We start from the raw sequence: 20,756 nt of genomic DNA, 5'->3' as shown, positions 1-20,756 counted from the left end.
GTCGTCTTTTGTGAAGGGGGTGTAGTCGGAACGTTATGAGGGAATGTCAAAACGTTGGAGTGTCCCCGGCAGCCGCGAGCCGAGCGGCGCCATGTCGCCGTCCGCCCCGTGCCGCGCCAGCAGGTCCAGGGCGAGCCGGCCGCGCCGCACCCTCTCCCGTGCCGTGGACAGCGTCAGCTCCCTCATGTGGTGGCCGTACGGGTAGATCCCGGGAGCCTTGGACAGGCCGAACTTCAGGTACAGCGGTGCGCCGCGCCGGATCAGCTCGGCGACCTCGTACATGCGCACGTAGCCGCCGAGATCGTCGGGAGCCTCGATGTACATGTCCATCGGGGCCGCGCTGACCCTGCGGATCTCCGTCAGGTGGTCCAGCGTGAGATCGCTGGGCACGTTGACGGAGTCTCCGCCGAGCTGCTCGTACACGGCGTACGCGGCCGGGTTGACCGGACCGATGAGCGCCGAGACCTTGAGCGTGGTGTCGGCCGGGATGATCCCGGCGACACGGGCCCTGTGCAGAGTCCACAGCACGCCCTCGTCGGCCACGAGGAGGCACTTTACGCCCAACTCCGTTGCGCGTACGGCGTCTTCCAGACAGCCCGCCACCGCATCGTGACCACGCGCCCTGGTACCGCCGCCCCGCGAGTCCGTACGGGTCGAGCCGCCGATGTCCCAGGTGCCGCGCGGACCGGTGAACAGGCACAGCTCGATGTCGCGCTCGGCGGTGGCGTCGACCATCTCGGTGATCTCGGCGTCGGTCAGCATCCAGACGCCGCTGCCCTGGCTGATCCGGTGGATCGGCACATCGAGCCGCGAGGCCTCCTTGAGGACCACGGCCAGCGCCTCGGGCCCCTCGCACGAGGGGATCTCGGTACGCCACCGGCCGCCGCCCGGGAAGGAGTGCGGTGAGGCGTCGGCGGGGGACAGGGCGGGAGCGCCCAGGCCGAGCGCGGCGAGCGCCTGCTCACCGGGTCGACGGGCCGCTCTGGGAGAAGCGTCGGTCACAGGCTTTCCTTAGCTCTGGCAAAGTATGCGTGGGCTCTGTCGAGGTACGCGTTCGATATGTCGGACATGGTTCGTGTCGGTGGAGGTACGCCGGTGCGGAGCGTCAGGTCTCCGCACCGGCGTACGGATCGGGGGTCGGCCGGGACCGGGCGCTAAGGCCTCAGCAGCACCTTGCCGACCTTCGGATCGCCGGACCCCACCAGCTCGATGGCGTGGGCGAACTCGTCCAACGGAAGTTCGTGCGTCACCAGCGGCAGCGGATCGAGGAGACCCGCGCCGAAGACCCGTACCGTGTGCGCCCAGGCCTCCGGCGGCGCACCGAACACGGTGTGCACCTCCAGCTGCCGTACGACGAGGTCCGTGGGGTCCAGGCCCTCGGCGCCCGCCGCCGGGATGCCGGTGAGCACCAGCCGGCCACCGCGTCTCAGCAGCGAGGCCGCGGTGGTCGCGGCGGTCGCGGAACCGGCGGTCTCGATCACCACGTCGAAGTCGGCGGGCAGCTCCTGGTCCCGGGTACGGAAGTCACTGGCGCCGAAGGTCCGCGACAGCTCCGCACGGTCCGGGCGGGTGCCCACCACCAGCAGCTCCGAGGGCGAACCCGCCTTCAGGAACTGCACGGCGAACATACCGAGCGTGCCGGTGCCGACGACCGCCACCCGCTCGCCGGGCCGCGCGTTCGCCTTCAGCGCCGCCGCCGCGATACAGGCCGCGGGCTCCAGGAGGGCCGCCGCCGTCAGGTCGGCGTCGTCGGAGAGGACGTGCAGCAGGCGGGCGGGCAGCGTGAGCGTGGTGGCCATGGCGCCGGGGCGGGTGAAGCCCGTCTCCTCGTAGCCGGCCGTGCACAACGTTGTCTCGCCCTCGTGGCAGCGGTCGCAGACCTGGCAGTTGCGGAAGCCCTCGCCCACCACCTTGCGGCCCACGAGGCCCTCGGGCACCCCGCTGCCGACCGCCTCGACCGTCCCCGACCACTCGTGGCCCGGGGTCAGCGGATAACGGACGTACCCCTCGGGGCGGTTGCCCTGGTAGACCTCGCGGTCGCTGCCGCAGATCCCGCTCGCGTGGACCCGTACCAGGGCCTCGCCGGCGGCGGGTGCCGTGGGCACGTGGGGGGCCAGCCGGTGCTCGCCCGGCCCCTCGATGACGACGGCCTGGGATGCGGCGCTCATGACTGCTCCGTGGCGGTGGGGCGGGCCGGGGTCCCGAGGGGGAGGTGTCCCCTTCGGTCCGCCGCGGCGCGCGACCACAGCGGCCTTGACGGCGTCCGGCGGCGGTGCACAGCCTGCCACAGACCCCTGTACAACTCGGCGCCGGGCGGCGTCACTTGGCGGCACCCTTCGGCTTGCGCTGCTCCCAGCCGTCCGCCCACAGGTCGAAGCGGGCCTGCTGCTGCGGGAACTCCGCCGCCGCGTCCGTGTCCAGCTCGACGCCCAGACCGGGCTCGTGCGACAGCTCGAAGTAGCCGTCGACGACCTGTGGGGCGCCCTTCACGATCTTCTTGATGTCCGCGTCCGCGAAGTCGTTGAAGTGTTCGAGGATCTTGAAGTTCGGCGAGGAGAAGCCGACCTGGAGGGAGGCGGCGGTCAGCACCGGGCCGCCCACGTTGTGGGGCGCCACGAGCACGTAGTGGGCCTCGGCGGTCGCCGCCAGCTTCCGGGTCTCCCAGATGCCGCCGAGGTGGCCGACGTCCGGCTGGATGATGTCCACGGCCTGGCTCTCGAACAGCTCACGGAACTCGATGCGATCGTGAATGCGCTCACCGGTCGCGACCGGGATGTCGACCTTCGCCGCCACCTTCTCCAGCGCCTTCAGGTTCTCCGGCGGGACCGGCTCCTCCAGCCACGCGGGCTTGAAGGGCGCGAGCTCGTGGGCGAGCCGGATGGCCGTGGCCGGCGAGAAGCGGCCGTGCATCTCCAGCATCAGCTCGGTGTCCGGACCGATCGCGTCCCGGACCGCCTCGATCAGCGAGACCGAGTACAGCGACTGCTCGTGGTCCAGCTCGAAGTGCCCCGTCCCGAAGGGGTCGATCTTCAGCGCCTTGTACCCGCGCGCGACGACCGCCTGGGCCGCCTTGTGGTACGCCTCCGGAGTGCGCTCCGTGGTGTACCAGCCGTTCGCGTACGCCTTCACGCGGTCGGTGACCTTGCCGCCGAGCAGCTGCCACACGGGCACGCCCAGGGCCTTGCCCTTGATGTCCCAGCACGCCATCTCGATCACGGCGATACCGGACATCACGATCTCGCCGGCGCGCCCGTAGTCGCCGTACTTCATACGGCGGACGAGGTCCTCGACGGCGAAGGGGTCGGAACCGAGAATGTGATTGGCCTGCGCCTCCCGCAGATAGCCGATCAGCGCGTCGGTGTGCCCCAGCATGCGGGTCTCACCGACCCCGGTGATGCCCTCGTCGGTGTGCACCTGGACATAGGTCAGGTTGCGCCATGGCGTCCCGACCACGTGTGTGCTGATTCCGGTGATGCGCACGGAGAATGCCCCTTGTCGTGCTCTGCGGCTGCTTTTACGAATCTGTTTCGACTGTTCGAGATTTCGTCACATGTTCGAAATGCTGGCCAGACAGTAAGGATTGGGCGGTGGAAGTGTCAATGGGTCGAACGAAGAACGGTTTCGGCGAGATGGCGAAGGAAGGCGGGGAATGGTCGGGCCTGTCCTCAACTGGCACACCGGAACGGGTAGTTCAGCACAGAACTTTCACAGCTGCGCCTGGGAACGTGACCTGAGCGGAGTTTAGTCTTCCGGCGTCATGGACTACTGCCTCCCGTGCCAACGGCACCTCAATGGCGCCCTCGCTTGCCCGGGGTGCGGTACATCGGCCGAAGCGTGCCGGGAGTACGCGGCCTCCGTGGGCGACCGGGAGGGCGCCGACGAGCGCGACGATCCGGCGGGCGAGGGTGACGACTCCGGGCCGGAGGGCGGCGCGGGGCGCCGGGCCCGGCGCGGCCGGGGGGTGCGTGCGAACCGGCGGGACCGGAAGGCGGCGTTGCACCGGCGGCGGCGTAAGCGGGTGCTCCTGGTGGCGGCGGGGCTGCTGCTCGCGGCCGGCGGGCTGAGTCTGGCCGAGCTGGGGATCGAGGCGCCGTCCTCCGAGCCGAAGGCGTCCGCCGCGGAGGAGGCGTCCGGGGGGCCCTCGGCCTCCGCGGACGAGGCGTCGGGGTCCGGGGGCGGCGGGGCCGGGTCGCCGGGGGCGTCGCCGTCCGCCTCGGAGTCGAAGAAGGCCGACAAGTCCAAGAAGGACAAGGACGGCAAGGACGAGAAGGACGACGGGGAGAAGGGCGGGGAGGGTACGGAATCGGCCGGTGCGTCGTCGTCGGCGGCGGCGGGTGAGCCGACGTCCTCCGCTTCCGCCTCCGTCCCGTCCGCCCCGTCCGGCCCCGGGGCGTCGGATCCGGGTACGCCGGGTCCCGACCCCACGACGGACGACCCCGCCCCCGACCCGGAACCGACCCCCACGGAGTCGTGCGACCGCTTCTTGTGGTGGTGCACGTAGCCGCGAGCCGCTGGCCGCGTGTTTGCAGGCCGCGCAGTTCCCCGCGCCCCTAAAAGACTGCGCAGTTCCCCGCGCCCCTGAAGGGGCGCGGGGAACTGCGCGAGCAACCCCCACCGAGCCGCGGGTGACGTAAAAGGGGCCGCGCCCCGTCAGGGGCGCGGGGAACTGCGCGGCCGGCCCCCACCGGACCCGCGGGCGACGTCATAGGGGTCGTGCCCCTGAAGGGGCGCGGGGAACGGCGCGAGCAACCCCCACCGGACCCGCGGTGACGTAGAAGGGGTCGTGCCCCGTCAGGGGCGCGGGGAACGGCGCGGGCAACCCCCACCGGGCCGCACGTGGGGTCGAAGGGGCCGGGCCCCTGGAGGGGCGCGGGCAACCCCGCCGGGACGTCGGTCAGGCGTTCGGCGGGCCCGGCTCGTCCAGCATCCGCAGCAGCAGGCCCCGCAAAGACACCCGTTCCTCCCGCGACAGCCCGGCCAACGGTTCCCGCGCGAACCGCAGGGACAACCGCAGGCTCCGCGCGACAGCCCGCCCCTCCTCCGTCACGGCGGCCAGCTTCACCCGGCGGTCGGACGGGTCCGGCCGCCGCTCCGCAAGGCCCCGCGCCTCCAGCCGGTCCACGATCCCGGTCACGTTCGACGGCTCGCACTTGAGCTTCTGCGCCAGCCGCCGCATGGGCAGCGGCTCCAGCGAGAGCAGGCTCAGCAGCCGCGCCTGCGCCCCCGTCAGCGCGTGCTCCGCCGCCGCCTCCTCGTACTCCTCGTGGTAGCGGGCCACGACCGTGCCGATGAGGTCGACGACCTCAAGGGTCAGTGGGTCGAACGAGGGAGTCTTCTGTGCGGCCATGCCCGACAGGCTACCCGGTTACTTGACATCATGAAATATTCAGGAGCATGGTTGTTTCACATACTGAAGCATTCTTATGTGTGGAAACCGTTGCACCAGGAAAGGCGCCCTCCATGACCGACACAGCCGAGCTCCCCAGCGTCAACCGCGAATGGCACCTCGTCACCCGCCCGGTCGGCGTCCCGAAGCCCGAGGACTTCGCCCTGGTCGAGGCCGACCTGAAGCGGCCAGGCCCGGACCAGATCGTGGTGCGCAACAAGCACCTCTCCGTGGACCCGTACATGCGCGGCCGCATGAGCGCCGCGAAGTCGTACGTCGCCCCCTTCGAGCTGGGCAAGGTCATGCTGGGCGGCGCGGTCGGCGAGGTCGTCGCCTCGAACGCGGAGGGCGTCTCCGTCGGCGACCACGTCCTGCACCACTTCGGCTGGCGAGAATACGCCGTCTTCGACGCCAAGCAGGCCGTCAAGGTGGACCCCCAGGCCGCGCCCCTGACCACGTACCTCGGCGTCCTCGGCATGACCGGCCTCACCGCGTACGCGGGCCTGCTGCGTACCGCCTCCTTCGCGGAGGGCGACTCCGTCTTCGTGTCCGGTGCGGCCGGCGCCGTCGGCAGCCAGGTCGGCCAGATCGCCAAGCTCAAGGGCGCCTCGCGGGTCATCGGCTCGGCCGGTTCCGACGAGAAGGTCAAGCTGCTGGTGGAGGAGTACGGGTTCGACGCGGCCTTCAACTACAAGAGCGGCCCCGTGAGCGAGCAGCTCAGGAAGGCGGCCCCGGACGGCGTCGACGTCTACTTCGACAACGTCGGCGGCGACCACCTGGAGGCCGCCATCGGCTCCCTCAACCTGCGCGGCCGTATCGCCGTCTGCGGAATGATCTCCGTCTACAACAACACGGAGCCCGCGCCCGGGCCGAAGAACCTCGCCCGGCTGATCGCCACGCGCGGCCGGATCCAGGGCTTCCTCGTCGGCGACCACTACGACCTGCAGCCGCAGTTCGTCCAGGAGGTCGGCCCCTGGGTCGCCTCGGGCGAACTCAAGTACCGCGAGACGGTCGTCGAGGGCATCGAGAACAACCTTGAGGCGTTCCTCGGGGTCCTGCGAGGCGACAACACCGGCAAGATGATCGTCACCCTCTGACCCCGACGCCGGTGGGGGCAGGCCGCGCAGTTCCACGCGTCCCTTAAAAGACTGCGCAGTTCCCCGCGCCCCTTCAAGGGGCGCGGGGAACTGCGCAATCCTTTGGCCCGGCCCCCACCGGCCCGCAGCCGACGAACCACCTCAGTGCTCAGGCCGGCGCCAGCGCCAGCGCAGCCGCGTGCACCGCAAGAACCAACCGCTGATTCTCCGGCGCCGCACCCCCCGGAAACGCGATCCGCCGCCGCGTATACCCGTACGCCAACCCGCTCCGCGGATCCGCGAACCCCTGCGACCCGCCCGCCCCACTGTGTCCGAAGGCCCCCGCCCCCAGGAACGGATGCCACATGTCGGCCGTGGCCTGGAACCCCAGCCCGTACGACTTGTGCGCCCGCGCCACCAGGTCGTACCCCACGGAGTGGATCTGCCCCACCTCCGCCACCGTGTCCGGCTTGAGCAGCGCCGCGCGTCCGTTCACCTCCCCGACCGCCGCCGCGTACATCCCGGCGAGCCCGCGCGCGGAGGCGACCCCACCCGCCGACGCCTGCCCAAGGGCCCGTACGGCACGGGAGTTGGGGAAGTCCACCAGCGGCACAGCCCCCGGCACATGCTCGTTGAACGCGATCGAGGCCAGCGTGTGCGGCCCCCTCGGCGTCGCGTCCAGCAACGCCTGCTCCGGCGGCGTCGGCGCCATCGGCAGCACCGACAGGTACCGGTGCTCCTCCGACTCGGGCAGCCCCAGATGGAAGCCCAGCCCGTACGGCGCGCGGACCCGCTCCTCGTAGACCTCCTGGAGCGTACGGCCGGTGGCCCGCCGGACGACCTCGCCGGTGAGCGCGCCGATCACCAGCGCGTGGTAGCCGAAGGCCGTGCCCGGCCGCCAGAACGGCCGCTGGCCGGCCAGCCGTTCGGCGACCACCCGGTCGTCGGCCAGTTCGTCCAGGGTGAAGCCCGCGTCCGACCCGACCAGCCCCGCCCGGTGCGCCAGCAGCTCCCGCAGGGTCACCGCCGACTTGCCCTGCGCCGCGAACTCCGGCCAGTAGTGGGCGACTTCGCGGTCCAGTTCCAGTGTGCCGTCCTGCACGAGCAGGGCGACCACCAGATGGGCCGCCCCCTTCGAGGAGGAGAAGACACCGAACAGCGTGTCGCCGTCGGTGTCCGCGCCGGTCCACAGATCGACGACCCGCCGCCCCCGCACGTACGCGCTCAACTGGCCCGCGTAATCCGGGCGTTCGGCGGCGACGACGGACGCGAACTCCTCGCGCACCGCCTCGAAGCCTTCGGCGACGGTGCCGTGGATCTCCTGTGCCATCCGTGCTCTCCTCAGATCTCTGTGTGCTGGGTCCCTGTTTTTTCAGGACACTGTCAGCAACGCCTTTGCCACCTGCGCGAATTCTCCCTTCGGATGATCGCGGAAGAGCGGCTCCGTGCCGAACAGCACGGCATGCGGCCCGCTCACCACCGAAGCCCGTCCCGCCGCCTGCGCGGGTCCGCCGCCGCCGTCCTCCAGTGCACGCCAGTGTCCGGAAACGAGCGGACTCCCGCTCGCGCCGCTCGCATACGACTGCTCCACGCGCACCCCGGCACCGAGGCCCGTGAACCACACCGGCGCGTAGACGAAACTGTGGTCGGGGGCTCCCGCGGTCACACCGCCGCCGGACGAATTGACCACCCGTACGACGCCGTTGGCGTCCGGGTTGCCCGCCACCGCCTCGACCGCGAGGAGACCGGCGGCGGCGTTGAGGGCCGCTCCGGTGGCTCCACGGCCCACCAGCCCCTCCCGGGCCAGGAAGGCATCCAGTGCGGCGCGCGCGGCCGGGGCGAGGTCCGCGGGGTCCAGCCCCGAGGACGCGAACAGGACGTCCGCCCGCGACCAGTCGAAGCCCGCGTCGAGGACGGCCGTGGACACCGGGACCACGTCGAAGTTCATCTCCCGCAGCGCGAACAGCTCACCCGGCGTGACCGCCGCGGCCACCCTGACCCGCCGCAGCGGGGCGCCGCCGCTCTCCTTCGTCGCGTCGAAGGCCACGTCGTACGTCCTCGCGGCGACCGCGGCCTTCTCGCGGGCCGACGCGGGCACGACCGCACTGCCGTCGGCCGCCCGCCGCACCGGAACACCGTCCGAGAGAAGGGAGTTGAGCGCCGCGATCTCCCGGGCGTCGTCGAGGCGCAGTCGCAGCCGCGGTCGCTGTGTGCCGCCGGGGGCCACGTATCCGACCTTCGCGGCGGCGCGCACCGCCCGGCCGGGCACGGCGAGCTTCGAGGTCCGTACGGTGTCGACGGTCGCGCCCCACAGACGGCCGAGGCTCCAGCCGGAGATGTCGTACATCACCGACACCTTGTCACTGATGTCCCGCCCGTCCGCCAGCATCACATTGGCCATGCCGCGCTTGGGCTGCCGCAGGTCGACGACGTACGAGCCCTTCGCGTACGTCTTCCCGCCCAGCCTGAAGTCCCGTGTGGCCCGCCGGACCTGGACGTCGTTGGCGAGCAGGTGGTCGACGAGACGGGCGGCGGCCGGTGCCGAGCGCTGGGCGCCCCCGCCCGCCGGAATCACGTAAGCGCGGGGGAAGTCGGTGGTGTAGACGTCCTCCGGACCGATGCCCGGGACACCCGGCACGGTCTCCGGCGAGACCGGGACCTGCGCCGCGCCCGTCACGCTCCGGCGGAAGACCTCGATCTGGTCGGCCACGAGTGAACCGCGGTGTGTACGGGCGTAGTCGAGGCTCGCGCGCATCGCCGCGCCCGCGACGGCCACGTTGACCGACGCGCGGCGGCGCAGCTCGGTGACGGGCAGTTCGTCGTACTCGTCGTTGTTCACCGCCATCGGGAACTCGACCGTGTGCGCGGCGACCGTGCCGTGGAACGGCATGTACTGCGGGGTGAAGATCGGCGGCCAGTCGTCCCAGCCCTCCTCCTGGTCCCGGAAGGGGATCTGGGCGGGCTCGACACCGTCCGCCTCGGGCGTGTATCCGAGGCCGTTGACGACGGCCTCCATGCCGAGGGCGTTGGCGTAGGTGTTCTTCAGGAAGAGGTCGTACTCGTAGTTCTCGCCGTGCGGGGGCGTCGTCGGCTCGATGAGCGTGCCGTTGACGTATCCGTGCAGGTCGACCATGAGCGCGGGCTGCTTGTCGATCGCGATCCGCCGCATCGCCCGTACCTCGGGCTGCGAGGCGGTCACGAAGTCCCGGTTCAGGTCGAAGCCGGCCGCGTTCGCGCGGGTGCCGGCGATACGGCCGTCCGGGTTCGCGGTGATGTTGAAGTACACGCGGCTGTGGGCGAGCAGGTCGGTGGTGGACCGGTCCTGGGCCGTGGCGAGCTTCTCGATCAGCTTGAGGGAGGCGTCCGTGCCCTCCCACTCGTTGCCGTGGATGTTGTTGTTGAAGAAGACCGGCGTCTTGTAGTCGCGCTGGACGGCGGGGTCCTTGGCGGCGGCGACGGGCGCGTTCTCGATCAGCTCGCGCAGACGCTCCTGGGCGCGCGCCCGCCGGGCCGACTCGGGCGCGGTGACGGTGACCAGGAAGAGCCGGTGCCCGCCGGCCGAACGGCCCGCGACCTCCACACTCACCCGGTCACCCAGCCGCTGCAGCGCGTTCAGCTTCGGGGCGATGGCGTGGTACGGGGTGAGGCCCAGCTTGATGGACTTGTCGGCCGGGTTCTCCGGGTCCGGGGCGAGGACCTGCTCGCGCGGATAGCCGCGTAAGGCTCCGGTGCCGGGGGTGAGTTCGGTGACCGGGGCGGTCAGGGCGCGGTCGGTGACGCTCTCGGGCGCCTTGGCCGCGGCGGCGGCGCCGCCGTCGGAGGGGCCGGATCCCTCGCGGACCGGCGCCCCCGGGCGGGGCGTCGGGTCGGCGGCGGCGCCGTTCGGGGTGAGCAGGAGCGTGGCCGCCGCGGTGGCGGTGGCCGTGGCGATCAGGACGGGTCTCGGCAGGCGCACGTGTACCTCCACGGAGGGGGCCCGACAGGGGTCACCGGGGTCACTTCGGTACGGGAGGTCTACCTGCTCGTCCCTCGTGCAACAAGGGGGCGTCGGCGCAACCGATGGGGCGGACGCCGGGCCCCGGGCCGGGCGGAGGGGGCGCCCCGGCAGTACGACGGTGTGGGCCGGTGGGGGTTGGCCGCGCAGTTCCCCGCGCCCCTGAAGGGCGCCCTTCAGGGGCGCGGGGAACTGCGCGAGCAACCAGCCACGGCCCGCAGCCGACAGGACGGCCCCGGTAAGGTGCAGGCATGCGTGATCTTGGGGTGGGGTTCAGGTACTTGCTGCGCGGCCAGCGCTGGGTGGCCAGGCACGGGAAGCAGTTCGGCTTCGGACTCGTCCCCGGCCTCATCACCCTCGTGCTGTACGCCGCGGCCCTGGTCGCCCTGGCCCTGTGGGGCACGGACTTCGTCACCTGGGCCACCCCCTTCGCCGACGACTGGTCGAGCCCCTGGCTCGGCCTCTTCCGCGGCTTCCTGACGGCGGTCCTCTTCGCGCTCGCCCTCCTCCTCTCCGTCGTCACCTTCACCGCCGCCACCCTCGTCATCGGCCAGCCCTTCTACGAGAGCCTCTCCGAGAAGGTGGACCGGGACGTGTCCCCGGACGGCACCGCACCCGAGTCCGGCCTCCCGCTCTGGCGCGAACTGCTGATCTCGACCCGCGACAGCCTCCGGATCGTGGCCAGGGCCTTGGTCTGGGGCGTACTGCTCTTCGCGCTCGGCTTCGTCCCGTTCGTCGGACAGACCGTCGTCCCGGTGATCGGCTTCTTCGTGACCGGCTACTTCCTCACCGAGGAACTGACGGCGGTCGCCCTGCAACGCCGCAACATCGTGCTCCGCGACCGCCTCACCATGCTCCGCTCCCGCCGCATGCTGGTCTGGGGCTTCGGCACCCCGCTGGGCCTCGCCTTCCTCGTCCCCTTCGTCGCCGTCTTCCTGATGCCCGGCGCGGTCGCGGGCGCCACCCTGATGGCCCGCGACCTGCTCGGCGAGGAGACCCGCGAGGAGGAGGACGAGGAGGACGAGCGGGACAGCGGCCCCGTCAGCCGGTGACGTCCGCCGTCGTGTCCGATGTCGCGTCCGCCGCCACCGTCAGGATCGACCGCACCTGGGCGATGATGTCCAACCGGTTCCGCACGAACTGCGCGTCGGTGACCGTCCCGCTCGCCGGATCGGTGTTGCCCGCCCCGAACTCCAGTACCGGAGTGTGGACATGGCCGCCGGGAAGCGAGCCGCCGAGCCCGAGCCGGTCCCGCAGGAGCGTCGCGCGGTACGCGATCTCGTTCGACAGGTAGTTGCCCCCACCGCCCGCCCGGGCCGTCGAGCCCGCGGTCGGACCCTCGGGGCGTACCACGGGATCCGTCCCACCCGCCGGGATCTCGGTCACCGACGTGTTGTCGTACACGGGGAAGCGTCCCGTGTCCGCCGCGACGATGGCCTTGTACGGCAGGGTCGTCGTCGTCCACTGCGGCTGCGAGGCCGGGTCGGTCACCGGGACGGTCTCGGTGCGGGAGAGGTTCTCGTTGTCCGGGAAGCCGCCCCGCCAGGCTCCGTTGGTGCGCTCGATGTCGATACGGCCCACCCGGCCCTGGCTGACCGTCGTGAACAGGTCGACGTGGGGGAGATGCGGGCGCAGTGTCCGCTCCACGGTCCTGTCGGCGAAGTCCTGCCAGCGGACCGGGAAGACGGCCGTCTCGATACGCGCCGGACCGTCCGCGGTCCTGATCACCGTGCCGTCCAGCGCGAGCGCGGTCGCCCCCGACGGGTTGGAGATCCGCACGTCCCGGTCCAGCGTGAACGGGTCGAACCCGGTCACCAGGATCCGCTTGACCTTCTTGGACCCGGACCCGGACCCGGACGTGGAACCGGACTGGGACGTGGACTGGGAATGGGACTCGGACCGGGAACGCGGGTACCGGATGCTGTCCTGGCCCCGTGACGTCCGCTCCAGCGCGGCCAGCAGCTTCGCGCGCCGGGCCGCGGTGAGCCCGAACTCCGGCTGCCACTGCCGTACTTCACGCGTCATGCCGAGCCGGGCCCAGTACAGCGGCCGGTCGTCGTCCCTGCTGAGGTCACCGCCCGCGGGGCCGCGGCCCTGGGCCCGGTCCACCGCCCGCTGCCACAGCCGGGCGCCGTGCCGTTCGACCAACCGCTGGGCCTGCGCGTACGAGCGGGCCCTGTCCAGGACCTGGGCGAACTCCGGTGCCACCGTGTCGAATCCGGACCGGGCGAGGATCTCCTGGGGCGCGGCCCTGTCGAGGCGCTGTTCCTCCACGGTGGGCGCGGCCGCGGGGTTCTCCGCGGCGAGGGCGGGCGGTGCGGCGAGTCCGGCCAGCAGAGCCAGGCCGAGGGCGCCGATCCGAACACGTATGTGCGTCAAGGTGGTTCAGGTCCTTCCGTCGCGAGTGGGGACGTCGTCGGATGGCGGCAGTATGCGCGACGCGAGAGACGCACGCCATGGCGCGTGACCCCTGGGGCCTTCGAGGCTCCCGTGACGGTCAGCCCCCGCCCTCGCCCCCGCCCTCACCCTCGCCCGCGTTCCCGCCCAGCAGCGTGAGGAAGTCCCGGAACGCCGCCGGCATGTCCACCGACTCCGGCGCGAGCAGCCACTGGTACTGCAGCCCGTCCATCACCGCGACGAGCAGCGGAGCCGCCCGCTCCGGTGTGAGCCCGCCCGGCAGCCGCTCCCCGTACTCGGACCGCAGCACCTGCGCCATGTTCGCGCGTACGGCCTCGTACCGTTCGGTGAAGAACTCGCGCGCCGGATGTCCCTCCGTGACGCTCTCGCCGAGCAGCGCCGAGAAGGTCTGCACGATCCCGGGCCGCATGGCGTTGTACTCCACCAGCTGGCCGAGCAGTTCGAGCCGCCACCCGGTGCCGGGGACCGCGTCCCACTGGTCGCGCTCCGCCAGTACGGCGACGAGCAGCGCCTCCTTGGTCGGGAAGTGGTGCAGCAGCCCCTGCGGGGTGAGGGCGACCCGCTCGGCGACCGCCGCCAGGCTCGCGCCCCGGTAGCCGCGTTCGGCGATCACCTCCAGCGCCGCCCGGAGGATCTCCGCACGCCGCTCCGTGCCCCTGGCCGATCTGGGCGCCCCGCTCGTCATGACGTCACCGTACGACGGACACGCCTCTCCACGCGGCTCCGCATACGCAGATTATAACGTCGGAGTAACGAAACCTACCGATCAACAGGTGACGCGGGCAGGATGGCAACAACGCAACGGACCGGAACGGACTCAACGAGGAGGCACCGCCATGGCGGGAACGCGGCCCACCCCGGCCGATCAGGCGCGCGAGGCAGTGGTCGAGGCGGCTCTCGCCCGCCTGGACCTGGACACGAAGGCCCGGCTGCTCGCCGGACAGGACATGTGGTCCCTGCCCGGGCTGCCCGAGATCGGGCTGAGGTCACTGGTCATGTCCGACGGCCCGATCGGCGTCCGGGGCGTGCGCTGGACCGCCGACGACCCGTCCATCGCCCTGCCGTCCCCGACCGCGCTCGCCGCCACCTGGGACCCCGCCCTGGCCCGCCGCGCAGGCCGGCTCCTCGCCCAGGAGGCCCGCCGCAAGGGCGTCCACGTCCTGCTCGCCCCCACGGTCAACCTGCACCGCTCCCCGCTGGGCGGCCGGCACTTCGAGGCGTACAGCGAGGACCCGTACCTCACCGGACGGATCGGCACCGGATACGTGACCGGTGTCCAGGAGGGCGGGGTCGGCACCACCGTCAAGCACTTCGTCGCCAACGACGCCGAGACCGACCGCTTCACCGTGAACAACGTGGTCTCCGGGCGCGCCCTGCGCGAGCTGTACCTGGCCCCCTTCGAGGCCATCGTCGAGAACGCCCACCCCTGGGGCATCATGACCGCCTACAACTCGGTCAACGGCACGACGATGAGCGAGCACCGGTACCTGGTCGAGGAGATCCTGCGCGGCGAGTGGGGCTTCGACGGCTTCAACGTCTCGGACTGGATGGCCGCCCGCTCGACCGTCGGCGCCATCGAGGGCGGCCTGGACGTCGCGATGCCCGGCCCGGTCACCGTGTACGGCGCCAAGCTCGCCGCCGCCGTCCGGGCCGGCGAGACCGACGAGGCCAAGGTCGACGCGGCCGTGCGCAACGTCCTGCGGCTCGCCGCCCGCGTGGGCATCCTGGAAGGCGCGGAACCGGTCGTCACGGACCTCCCCGAGATGGTGGACGGCGACGCCCTGGCCCGCGAGATCGCCCGCCGCGCCTTCGTCCTCGTACGCAACGAAGGCGCCCTTCCCGTCCCCGCCGGGCACTCGGTCGCGCTCATCGGCGCCGCCGCCCGTGACGCCCGCGTCCTCGGCGGCGGCTCCGCGACCGTCTTCCCCGCCCACGTCGTCTCCCCGCTCGACGGCCTGACCGCCGCCCTCCCCGAGGACACGCTGACGTACGCGGTCGGCGCCGACCCGAGCCAGGAACTGGCCGCCGCCGACAAGGGGTTCGAGCTGCGCGCGATCTGCCGCGACACCGCGGGCGACGTCCTCGGCACGCGCTCCGCGCCGAGCGGCCACATCCAGTGGATGGGCGACGACCTGCCCGACGGCGTCACCCACGACCGCCTCGACAGCGTCGAACTGACCGGCACCTTCACCCCGCGCGAGAGCGGCCCGCACACGTTCGGGATCAAGGGGCTCGGCGCCTTCACGCTCACGATCGACGGCACGGAGCACTTCGACGGCGTCCAGAGCACCGACCTGGACGACCCGTTCGTGACGTTCTTCGGCGACCCCGTCGAGCGCGCCACGGTCGACCTGACGGCGGGCCGCGCCTACGACATCTCCCTGCGCCACACCGTCGTCGTCCCCGACGACGTGCCCATGCGGGTCATCAGCTTCACGCTCGCCCACCAGGAGCCCGCGCGTGACCCCGACGAGCTGATCGCCGAGGCCGTCGAAGCGGCCCGGGCCGCCGGCACGGCGATCGTCGTGGTCGCCACGACCGAACGCGTCGAGTCCGAGGGCTTCGACCGCGGGGACCTCCGACTCCCCGGCCGCCAGGACGAGTTGGTGCACGCGGTCGCCGCGGCCAACCCGAACACCGTCGTGGTCGTCAACTCCGGCTCCCCGGTGGAACTGCCGTGGCGCGACGAGGTCGCCGCGGTGCTCCTCGGCTGGTTCCCGGGCCAGGAGGGCGGCGCGGCCCTCGCGGACGTCCTCACCGGCGCCCACGAGCCCGGCGGCCGACTCCCCACCACCTGGGGCCCGCTGGAGTCCGCCCCCGTCACCGGGGTCACCCCCACCGACGGCGAACTCCCCTACACCGAAGACGTGTTCATCGGCTACCGGGCCTGGCAGAAGGAGAACCGCACTCCGACGTACCCCTTCGGCCACGGCCTCGGCTACACCGACTGGACGTACGACGGGATCGAGGTGACGGGCACGACGGTCACGGTCCGCGTCACCAACACGGGCGCCCGCACCGGCCGCGAGACGATCCAGTTCTACCTCGCCCCGACGGACCCCACCCCCGACCGCCCCGCCCGCTGGCTGGCAGGCTTCGCGAACGTCGAGGCCGCCCCGGGGGAGTCGGTCCGGACAGCCATCGACCTCCCGACCCGAGCCTTCGAGGTCTGGGACGAGAAGTCCGACACCTGGACCCCCGTGAAGGGCACCTACGAGATCGAGGCATCCCACAGCCTCACGGACACCAGGCTGAGGACGACCATCACCTACTGACGTCCGGACGGGCGGGGCTTCTCGGGGGCGCGGGGAACCGCGCGACAAGCCCCCACCGGACCCGCACCCGACAACGCGACCCCGTCACCGAGACGGCGTACGGGACGTCACCACCCCGTACGCCATCTCCGCCAGCCGCGCCTGTCCGTTCACACTCGGGTGGAACCAGTCCCAGTGACTCAACTGCGCCGTCCCGAACCGGTACTCGAAGACCGCCCCACCATCGAAGCGGCACCGCCGATCCTTCGCGCACACCTCTTCCAGAACCGTGTTGTACGACTCGACACGGTCCTGCACCCGATCCCGCCGCGACGTCGCCGCCGAACTCAACGAGTCCGCGTCGCCCAGCATCGAAGGACAGATCCCCAGCTTCCAGATCTGCTTGCCCATCGGGTTCGTCCGCCCCTGTGACCACAGCCGCTTCAGATCGGGCACGCTGGACACGTACACCTGCGTCTTCGGCAGAGCGGACCGCAGCGTGCTCAGCGCGTCCTCGAACTGGGTGCGGAAGTCCGCGGCCGACGTCATCGCGGACACCGACGAACGGCAGGCGTCGTTCGCGCCGGCCATCACCGTGACCAACTGGGGCTTCTTCGCCGCGGCCTGCGCCATCTGACCGGGCAGGTCGGCCATGCGGGAGCCGGTCACCGCGTAGTTCCAGCTGCGCTGCGAGGCCCCGGTCCTCCCCAGGAGCCGTACCGCGAGACTCTTCACCTTCGCGTCGCTGCCGGTCGCCCACGAGACCTCGGGACAGTCGGTCAGCACCGAGCAGGCGTCGAACCCGCGGGTGATCGAGTCGCCCACTGCGGCCAGCGAGCGCGGGCTGCGGTCCCAGTCAGGTGTGGGCTTCGGTGAGGGTTTCCCGCTCCGTGCGTCGGAGCCCGTCGGCCCGGAGGAATTTCCGCCGACCGCGTCGCACCCGGTCAGTCCCGCGATGCCGACAAGAGCCGCCACGACGGCCGCGACCAGGCCCCGCGAACGGTGACCACGGTTCCGCATCCCCAGTTCCCCTCGTTCGTCGCGCAACGGCAGCTCACCCCCGAGCGTCCTCCCGGGTGAAACCTCCGTGTTTCCGGGCGCCTGGAGCGACGGTACGTCACACTCCTTGCGCCGCCGCACGGTAGCCTCGCCACGTGGCTGCACTGCCACTGAACGATCCGCCAAGCCGCAAAGTGCCCGCTCTGTCCGGAGGTGCCAGTGACGACACGTGGAGTTCTCTACGTGCACTCCGCGCCGCGTGCGCTGTGCCCGCACGTCGAGTGGGCGGTCGCGGGCGTGCTCGGTACGCGGGTCAGCCTCGACTGGATCCGGCAGCCCGCCTCGCCCGGCACCTGGAGATCCGAGTTCTCCTGGAAGGGCGAGGTCGGCACCGCCTCCAAACTCGCCTCGGCGCTGCGCGGCTGGCAGATGCTGCGCTTCGAGGTCACCGCCGAGCCGTGCGCCACCGCCGAGGGCGAGCGCTACAGCTGCACCCCTGACCTGGGCATCTTCCACGCGGTGACCGGGATCCACGGCGACATCCTGATCCCAGAGGACCGCCTGCGCGCCGCCCTGGCCCGCTCCCAGCAGGGCGAGACCCACCTGGAATCCGAACTCACCAGACTCCTCGGCAAGCCCTGGGACGACGAACTGGAACCCTTCCGCTACGCAGGAGAGGGCGCCCCGGTCCGCTGGCTCCACCAGGTGGTCTAGAGGCGCTTGCTTCCAGGGGCGCGGGGAACGGCGCAGTCTTTCGTCTTTCAGGGGCGCGGGGAACTGCGCGACAAGCCCCCACCGGCCCGCACACACCCACGAACGCCAAGCGGCCCGGACTCCCCGAAGGGGTCCGGGCCACCTGCGTGCAAGGCCCAGCCTCAGATCGTGCGGAACGCCAGAACCACGTTGTGCCCACCGAACCCGAACGAGTCGTTGAGCGCGGCGATCCGCCCTTCGACAGGCAACTTCCGCGCCTCCCCACGAACGATGTCCGCGGTGGCCTCCGCCTCGGGGTCGAGGTTCTCGACGTTGATGGTCGGCGGCGCGACCCGGTTGTAGAGCGCCAGCACCGTGGCCACCGACTCCACCCCGCCCGCGCCACCGAGCAGATGACCGGTCATGGACTTCGTACCGGACACGGCGAAGTGGTCGGCGTCGTCGCCGAAGACCTTCCGCAGTGCCTTCAGCTCGGCCACGTCACCGGCCGGCGTGGAGGTCGCGTGCGCGTTGACGTGCACGATCTCCGCCGGGTTCAGGTCGGTGCTGTCGAGCAGGTGCTGCAGGGCGGCCGCGATGCCGCGGCCCTCCGGCTCCGGCTGCACGATGTCGTGGCCGTCGGAGGAGATGCCCTGGCCGACCGCCTCCGCGTAGACACGGGCCCCACGCCTGGCGGCGTGCTCGGCCGACTCCAGGACCAGGACGCCGGCGCCCTCGCCGAGGACGAAGCCGTCACGGCCGATGTCGTAGGGACGCGAGGCGCCCTGCGGGTCGTCGTTGTTCTTGGACATCGCCATCATGTTGCCGAACGCGGCGATGGGCAGCGGGTGGATGGCCGCCTCCGTGCCACCGGCGACGACGACGTCGGCGCGGCCGGTGCGGATCATCTCGATGGCGTAGCCGATGGCCTCGGCGCCCGACGCGCAGGCGGAGACCGGGGTGTGCACACCGGCGCGGGCGCCGACGAGCAGACCCACGTTGGCCGAGGGGCCGTTCGGCATGAGCATGGGAACGGTGTGCGGGGAGACGCGGCGTACGCCCTTCTCCTTCAGCACGTCGTACTGGTCGAGCAGGGTCGTGACGCCACCGATGCCGGAGGCGATGACCGCGCCGAGCCGGTCGGGGTCGACGGTCGTGCCCGGTTCGGCGGCGTCCGACGTCCCGGCGCCGGCCTTGTCGGTGAAACCGGCGTCCGCCCAGGCCTCCTTGGCCGCGATCAGCGCGAACTGCGCCGAGCGGTCGAGGCGGCGGGCCTGCGGGCGGGGAATGACCTCGCCCGGCTCCACGGCGATCTGTGCCGCGATACGGACCGCCTGGTCGGCGGCCCAGTCCTGCTCCAGAGGGCGGACGCCGGAACGTCCGGCGACCAGGCCCTCCCAGGTAGAGGCTGCGTCGCCACCCAGCGGTGTGGTTGCGCCGATACCGGTGACGACCACGGTGCGATTGGTCGGGCTCACGGGAATTCTTTCTCCAACGGATACGAGGATTCAGCGGCGCCACCGCCGGGTGGCGGGGCTAGCAGCAGTCGGGGGTGAAGGTTGCTCAGCCCTGGTGCTTGAGGATGTACTCGGTCGCGTCGCCGACCGTCTTGAGGTTCTTGACGTCGTCGTCGGGGATCTTGACGTCGAAGCGCTCTTCGGCGGCGACGACGACCTCGACCATGGACAGCGAGTCGACGTCGAGGTCGTCGGTGAAGGACTTCTCCAGCTGGACGTCCTCGACCGGGATGCCGGCGATCTCGTTCACGATGTCGGCGAGACCGGCGACGATCTCTTCCTGAGTGGCGGCCATGTCAGGCGCTCCTTCTTGTGTATCCAGAGGGTGTGGCGGAACTGCCGCCCGGAAGGTTCCGGACGGTGTGCCTAGGGGAGGGTAACGACCGTCGCGGCGTACACGAGACCCGCCCCGAAGCCGATGACGAGCGCGGTGTCGCCGCTCTTCGCCTCGCCGGTCGCCAGGAGCCGCTCCATAGCGAGCGGGATCGAGGCGGCCGAGGTGTTACCGGTGGTGCGCACGTCACGCGCGACCGTGACGTGTTCCGGCAGCTTGAGAGTCTTCACCATCGAGTCGATGATCCGCTCGTTGGCCTGGTGGGGAATGAAGACGTCCAAGTCCTCCGCAGTGAGTCCGGCGGCTTCCAGCGCCTCCTTGGCGACCTTGGCCATCTCGAACACGGCCCAGCGGAACACCGCCTGGCCTTCCTGCGTGATCGCGGGAAACTTGACCTCGCCCTTGGAGTCCAGGGGCAGCTGGGACACGTCACCGGTCAGGAAACGGTCCCAGGGCACGGTCTGCTTGATGGTGTGGGACTTGTCGCCCTCGGAACCCCAGACCGTGGGGCCGATATGCGGCTCCTCGGAGGGGCCCACGACGACCGCGCCCGCGCCGTCACCGAACAGGAAGGCCGTCGCGCGGTCCTCCAGGTCGGTCAGGTCGGAGAGCCGCTCGACGCCGATGACGAGCACGTACTCGGCGGAGCCCTCCACGATCATGCCCTTGGCCAGGGTCAGTCCGTAGCCGAAGCCGGCGCAGCCCGCCGAGATGTCGAAGGCCGCAGCCTTCGCCGTGCCGAGCTTGTCGGCGATCTCGGTGGCGACGGCCGGGGTCTGGCTGAAGTGGGAGACGGTCGAGACGACGACGGCACCGATCTGCTCGGCGCTGATCCCGGCGTCGGCGATCGCCTTGCCGGACGCCTCGATCGACATCGCGGCGACGGTCTCCTCGTCGTTGGCCCAGTGCCTGGTCTCGATGCCGGAGCGCGAACGGATCCATTCGTCGGACGAGTCGATGCGTTCGAGGATCACCTCGTTCGGGACGACACGAACCGGGCGGTAGCCGCCCACACCGAGGATCCGCGCGAACGGGGCGCCCTTGCGGGCCTTGATCTTCGACATACTCAGTCGGCTCCTTACGCG

Annotated in this window: 17 protein-coding genes; 5 read left to right on the top strand and 12 right to left on the bottom strand. The window is 71.4% G+C overall.

What is annotated here, in order from left to right; all coding sequences use genetic code 11:
* Window positions 1-33: 33 nt before the first annotated feature.
* The 3 genes from ACH4DZ_RS05175 to ACH4DZ_RS05165 form a co-directional block, all read right to left on the bottom strand.
* Window positions 34-1,002, bottom strand: coding sequence for a hypothetical protein (locus ACH4DZ_RS05175; RefSeq protein WP_398285573.1), 969 nt, complete (start codon window positions 1,000-1,002; stop codon window positions 34-36).
* A gap of 152 nt (window positions 1,003-1,154) precedes the next feature.
* Entirely contained in the window at window positions 1,155-2,168 is a 1,014-nt protein-coding gene (locus ACH4DZ_RS05170; protein ID WP_398285572.1) for a zinc-binding dehydrogenase, read from the bottom strand.
* Between the two features lie 151 nt (window positions 2,169-2,319).
* Window positions 2,320-3,480, bottom strand: a complete 1,161-nt coding sequence (locus tag ACH4DZ_RS05165) for a mandelate racemase/muconate lactonizing enzyme family protein (RefSeq protein ID WP_398285571.1) — start codon at window positions 3,478-3,480, stop codon at window positions 2,320-2,322.
* Between the two features lie 376 nt (window positions 3,481-3,856).
* Between ACH4DZ_RS05165 and ACH4DZ_RS05160 the strand changes: the two genes are divergently transcribed.
* On the top strand, window positions 3,857-4,501 hold the full coding sequence (locus tag ACH4DZ_RS05160) for a hypothetical protein (RefSeq protein WP_398285570.1): 645 nt from the start codon (window positions 3,857-3,859) through the stop codon (window positions 4,499-4,501).
* A gap of 393 nt (window positions 4,502-4,894) precedes the next feature.
* On the opposite strand, the gene ACH4DZ_RS05155 is transcribed toward ACH4DZ_RS05160, so the two are convergent.
* The gene (locus tag ACH4DZ_RS05155; RefSeq protein WP_398285569.1) at window positions 4,895-5,347 is read right to left on the bottom strand and encodes a MarR family winged helix-turn-helix transcriptional regulator; all 453 of its coding nucleotides are present in this window, start codon (window positions 5,345-5,347) and stop codon (window positions 4,895-4,897) included.
* A gap of 113 nt (window positions 5,348-5,460) precedes the next feature.
* Here ACH4DZ_RS05155 and ACH4DZ_RS05150 point away from each other — a divergent pair, with 113 nt between their 5' ends.
* Complete coding sequence (locus tag ACH4DZ_RS05150; RefSeq protein ID WP_398285568.1) at window positions 5,461-6,483, top strand: NADP-dependent oxidoreductase; 1,023 nt, start codon at window positions 5,461-5,463, stop codon at window positions 6,481-6,483.
* A 148-nt stretch (window positions 6,484-6,631) separates the two neighbouring features.
* On the opposite strand, the gene ACH4DZ_RS05145 is transcribed toward ACH4DZ_RS05150, so the two are convergent.
* Both ACH4DZ_RS05145 and ACH4DZ_RS05140 read right to left on the bottom strand, forming a co-directional pair.
* Entirely contained in the window at window positions 6,632-7,792 is a 1,161-nt protein-coding gene (locus ACH4DZ_RS05145; RefSeq protein ID WP_398285567.1) for a serine hydrolase domain-containing protein, read from the bottom strand.
* Between the two features lie 42 nt (window positions 7,793-7,834).
* Window positions 7,835-10,417: a M14 family zinc carboxypeptidase gene (locus ACH4DZ_RS05140; protein WP_398285566.1), complete on the bottom strand. Its 2,583-nt coding sequence runs from the start codon at window positions 10,415-10,417 to the stop codon at window positions 7,835-7,837.
* A 290-nt stretch (window positions 10,418-10,707) separates the two neighbouring features.
* Here ACH4DZ_RS05140 and ACH4DZ_RS05135 point away from each other — a divergent pair, with 290 nt between their 5' ends.
* Complete coding sequence (locus tag ACH4DZ_RS05135; RefSeq protein WP_398285565.1) at window positions 10,708-11,508, top strand: EI24 domain-containing protein; 801 nt, start codon at window positions 10,708-10,710, stop codon at window positions 11,506-11,508.
* On the opposite strand, the gene ACH4DZ_RS05130 is transcribed toward ACH4DZ_RS05135, so the two are convergent.
* Window positions 11,498-12,835 carry a pyroglutamyl peptidase gene (locus tag ACH4DZ_RS05130; protein ID WP_398285564.1) on the bottom strand — a complete coding sequence of 446 codons (1,338 nt, stop codon included), beginning with the start codon at window positions 12,833-12,835 and terminating at the stop codon, window positions 11,498-11,500. The two genes, ACH4DZ_RS05135 and ACH4DZ_RS05130, sit on opposite strands and share 11 nt — an antisense overlap.
* Window positions 12,836-12,953: 118 nt before the next feature.
* Entirely contained in the window at window positions 12,954-13,559 is a 606-nt protein-coding gene (locus ACH4DZ_RS05125) for a TetR/AcrR family transcriptional regulator (RefSeq protein WP_398285563.1), read from the bottom strand.
* A 151-nt stretch (window positions 13,560-13,710) separates the two neighbouring features.
* Here ACH4DZ_RS05125 and ACH4DZ_RS05120 point away from each other — a divergent pair, with 151 nt between their 5' ends.
* Window positions 13,711-16,149, top strand: coding sequence for a glycoside hydrolase family 3 protein (locus tag ACH4DZ_RS05120; protein WP_398285562.1), 2,439 nt, complete (start codon window positions 13,711-13,713; stop codon window positions 16,147-16,149).
* Window positions 16,150-16,233: 84 nt separating this feature from the next.
* Here the strand turns inward: ACH4DZ_RS05120 and ACH4DZ_RS05115 are convergent, their stop codons facing one another.
* Window positions 16,234-17,148 carry an SGNH/GDSL hydrolase family protein gene (locus ACH4DZ_RS05115; RefSeq protein ID WP_398285561.1) on the bottom strand — a complete coding sequence of 305 codons (915 nt, stop codon included), beginning with the start codon at window positions 17,146-17,148 and terminating at the stop codon, window positions 16,234-16,236.
* Window positions 17,149-17,346: 198 nt separating this feature from the next.
* On the opposite strand from ACH4DZ_RS05115, the gene ACH4DZ_RS05110 reads away from it, so the two are divergent.
* Window positions 17,347-17,841 (top strand): DUF3145 domain-containing protein, encoded by a 495-nt coding sequence (locus ACH4DZ_RS05110; RefSeq protein ID WP_107018521.1) that lies wholly within the window; start codon window positions 17,347-17,349, stop codon window positions 17,839-17,841.
* Window positions 17,842-18,002: 161 nt separating this feature from the next.
* Here the strand turns inward: ACH4DZ_RS05110 and ACH4DZ_RS05105 are convergent, their stop codons facing one another.
* The 3 genes from ACH4DZ_RS05105 to ACH4DZ_RS05095 form a co-directional block, all read right to left on the bottom strand.
* The gene (locus ACH4DZ_RS05105) at window positions 18,003-19,298 is read right to left on the bottom strand and encodes a beta-ketoacyl-[acyl-carrier-protein] synthase family protein (RefSeq protein WP_398285560.1); all 1,296 of its coding nucleotides are present in this window, start codon (window positions 19,296-19,298) and stop codon (window positions 18,003-18,005) included.
* A gap of 85 nt (window positions 19,299-19,383) precedes the next feature.
* Entirely contained in the window at window positions 19,384-19,632 is a 249-nt protein-coding gene (locus ACH4DZ_RS05100; RefSeq protein WP_055611752.1) for an acyl carrier protein, read from the bottom strand.
* A 71-nt stretch (window positions 19,633-19,703) separates the two neighbouring features.
* The gene (locus ACH4DZ_RS05095) at window positions 19,704-20,735 is read right to left on the bottom strand and encodes a ketoacyl-ACP synthase III (RefSeq protein ID WP_398285559.1); all 1,032 of its coding nucleotides are present in this window, start codon (window positions 20,733-20,735) and stop codon (window positions 19,704-19,706) included.
* Window positions 20,736-20,756: the final 21 nt, after the last annotated feature.

Source organism: Streptomyces sp. NPDC017991, from assembly GCF_044328075.1.
Taxonomy (GTDB): Bacteria; Actinomycetota; Actinomycetes; order Streptomycetales; family Streptomycetaceae; genus Streptomyces.
Note: the sequence above shows the minus strand (reverse complement) of the source record. Positions and strands in the feature narration are given on the sequence as shown.

Excerpts from the sequence above, each read along its gene's own strand:
- ACH4DZ_RS05155 (WP_398285569.1), bottom strand. The coding sequence starts at position 5,347 with ATGGCCGCACAGAAGACTCCCTCGTTCGACCCACTGACCCTTGAGGTC.
- ACH4DZ_RS05115 (WP_398285561.1), bottom strand. The coding sequence starts at position 17,148 with ATGCGGAACCGTGGTCACCGTTCGCGGGGCCTGGTCGCGGCCGTCGTG.
- ACH4DZ_RS05150 (WP_398285568.1), top strand. The coding sequence starts at position 5,461 with ATGACCGACACAGCCGAGCTCCCCAGCGTCAACCGCGAATGGCACCTC.
- ACH4DZ_RS05135 (WP_398285565.1), top strand. The coding sequence starts at position 10,708 with ATGCGTGATCTTGGGGTGGGGTTCAGGTACTTGCTGCGCGGCCAGCGC.
- ACH4DZ_RS05120 (WP_398285562.1), top strand. The coding sequence starts at position 13,711 with ATGGCGGGAACGCGGCCCACCCCGGCCGATCAGGCGCGCGAGGCAGTG.
- ACH4DZ_RS05125 (WP_398285563.1), bottom strand. The coding sequence starts at position 13,559 with ATGACGAGCGGGGCGCCCAGATCGGCCAGGGGCACGGAGCGGCGTGCG.
- ACH4DZ_RS05170 (WP_398285572.1), bottom strand. The coding sequence starts at position 2,168 with ATGAGCGCCGCATCCCAGGCCGTCGTCATCGAGGGGCCGGGCGAGCAC.
- ACH4DZ_RS05095 (WP_398285559.1), bottom strand. The coding sequence starts at position 20,735 with ATGTCGAAGATCAAGGCCCGCAAGGGCGCCCCGTTCGCGCGGATCCTC.
- ACH4DZ_RS05145 (WP_398285567.1), bottom strand. The coding sequence starts at position 7,792 with ATGGCACAGGAGATCCACGGCACCGTCGCCGAAGGCTTCGAGGCGGTG.
- ACH4DZ_RS05100 (WP_055611752.1), bottom strand. The coding sequence starts at position 19,632 with ATGGCCGCCACTCAGGAAGAGATCGTCGCCGGTCTCGCCGACATCGTG.